Annotated in this window: 1 protein-coding gene; it reads left to right on the forward strand. The window is 43.4% G+C overall.

The window, feature by feature from the left end; genetic code table 11:
- Positions 1–240: 240 nt before the first annotated feature.
- Positions 241–2,859: reverse transcriptase domain-containing protein (locus tag ACRCYC_RS15065; protein ID WP_438619936.1), on the forward strand; the 2,619-nt coding region annotated here is incomplete at its 3' end.

Raw genomic sequence — 2,859 nt, forward strand, 5'->3', positions numbered from 1 at the left:
AGATCAGGATGATGGACTCCTGAATGAAACAGTGCTGAGAATTGTAACTACTAGCGGGGGCCTATCTTGGGAGATCGAAAAATTAACAAGATTGGGTGCTCCGGAACCAAAAAACTTGGTTAGACCACGGGTCTTAAGACCCAGGTAGGTGAAGCACAGAGAATTCCAGGACTGTCTAAAGCGTGTATATCCCTTTGGTATACAAACGCTGGCAGTCTAAATGGGAAATGGGCAGAACTAATGAAAAGAACTGACGGTGTTGATTTGATAGCAATCACAGAAACGTGGTTGCAACCAGAGCACCAGGTTCCCTCTCAATTAGTTCAGGGATATGTGGCCTATAGACAGGATAGGACGGATGGCAGGAAGGGTGGTGGGGTGCTCCTGTTGGTTAAAACCAATTTAAATCAAGGAGAGGGTAAAGCGTTGCTGGTAACGCCAAACGTCCAAGTAACCTCAACGCAAATAAGAGGTGGTAGGCCACTGGGAGTTCTTTGTGTATATAGGGCTCCTCTAGCAGTAGCCTGGGAAGACGAAGAATTGATGAGGGTTTTCCATGTTTTTACTGGAGTAAATAGGAGATTTATTATTGTTGGGGACCTTAATGTACCAGAAATATCATGGGAACATGAGAATTCGCCTGAGGGTACAGTAGGATGTATTTTGCTGGACTGGTTGCATCTAAATGCATTCACGCAGCATATTAAACTACCCACTAGATTTCGAGGCGAACAAACGGCGTCTACCTTGGATCTAGTAATAACAAGGTATGCCAATGATATTAGATCCGTTGAAGTAGAAGGACCACTATGTAAAAGTGATCATGTGGTACTTAAGCTAATAATGCCTATCGTCACTCAAAGGAGTGCAAGACAACAGATTAGAAATTTCAACAGGGTTAATGTTGAAAAACTGTTGGAGGCAGCGAGAGAGGTTGACTGGATACCGGTAGGTGAACAGCCCACATTGGAAGAAAGATGGAAATCTATAAAGGATGGGCTCTATAAACTCACGACTGAGTTAGTACCTCTCAAGCAGAGGAGATCTAGAAATAGGCCTATTTGGTGGAAACCCAAAATAGATAGAGCCTTAAAGAACCGGAGTAAATACTGGAAAATTTATTGGGGAACGAGGACTCTAAGTGCCTGGGAAGCATATAAGAGGGCAAGAAACTCTGCACAGTCTATTCAGAGACGTGCACAGTATGAGTATGAAGTTGAGCTAGCTCGGCTGGTCAAACTGAATCCTAAGAGATTCTATGCTTATGTGCAATCGAAGAAGAACATAAGAGAGAGCATTGGAACTATCGAATCATCTAATGGTTCTATTGCGGAATCTGACCAAGAAAAGGCGGATGCTCTTATGGAATTCTTCAAGAGTGTACATAGGAGACCAAATAAAGCTTCCTTGGATGACAGGGCAGTTGATCAAGGTACACTTAAAATGGAAGGTTTCGACATATCTGAGGATGATGTGTTTAGGGAATTATCAGCTTTAAATAAGCATAAGGCTGCAGGTCCTGATGGCTTACATCCAGCTGTGATTCAACCTTTAGCAGGTATACTAACGAGGCCAGTTGCGTACCTGTACCAAACATCTTTAACAGAAAGAAGACTACCACAGGACTGGAAAACAGCTGTGGTTGTAGCTATACATAAGAGTGGTTCAAGGAATAAGGCCACGAACTATAGACCAGTGAGCCTGACATCGGTTCTATGTAAATGTCTGGAGCGAATTATACGTGGAAGGATTTGTCAGCACTTGGCGGAAAATAGTTTGTTAAACCCTGCACAACATGGGTTTGTTAAACAGCGGTCATGTCTAACAAACCTGTTGTCGTTCCTTGATGAGGTCACAGGGCGGCTAGATGCTGGTATGAAAGTTGAGGTATGCTATCTGGACTTCAGTAAGGCGTTTGATTCAGTATGCCATGAGCTACTGCTGCGGAAACTGGAGGGCTTCGGAATAGCAGGGGATGTTAAGGAATGGATTGCGCAGTTTCTTAAAAGGGACTTCTGTGTGAAGGTGGGCAACAGTATATCTGCACCTGCTGTAATCACTAGCGGTGTCCCACAAGGTTCTGTGCTGGGTCCACTTTTATTCCTTCTGTTCGTTAACGACTTAACGGATAGTCTCAGAAACCCAGCATTTATGTTTGCTGATGATGTAAAAATTGCAGGGATAAATCTTGAATATGACATACAGGTGGTTAAAAAGTGGTCTAAAAAGTGGGATTTACCACTGAACCAGGAAAAATGTCAGATTCTGGGTTTAACGGAGGAGCTAGGTGAAGGTGAACCTAGGTCATACAGAATGGCATCTGAGGTAAAGGACTTAGGAGTGGTAATTACGAATGACTTCAAGGTGGCTAGACAGTGTGAGTTTGTAGCGAATAAGGCTAGAAGGGAGCTATTCAGGGTGCGTACTGCAATCTCATGCAGAAAGCCTGATATTTTTCTGCCTTTGTATAAGACCATAGTTAGACCGCACCTAGAGTATTGCGTGCAAGCGTGGTCTCCATACATGCGCAAGGATATTGAACACCTTGAGAAGGTGCAAAAACTTGCGACCAGAATGATAGAAGGCCAGAAGGGTAAGCCTTACGATCAGAGACTTCGGGACCTCAACTTGTTTTCACTGGAGCGTAGACGAATAAGGGGTGACTTGATCGAAACATTTAAAATAGTGAAAGGATTGTCTGGGATTAAGTTTGAAACACTATTTTCATTCTTACCTGACAATCGGACAAGAGGGCATTGTCTTCGTCTCCAAAGAAACCATTCGAAAGGTGGGATTCGAACAAACTTCTTTTCAAATAGGGTGATACCCTTATGGAATAAGCTACCGGAGGAGGTTATA

Source organism: Paraclostridium sp. (genome assembly GCF_051657365.1).
In the GTDB taxonomy this organism is placed as follows: Bacteria; Bacillota; Clostridia; order Peptostreptococcales; family Peptostreptococcaceae; genus Paraclostridium.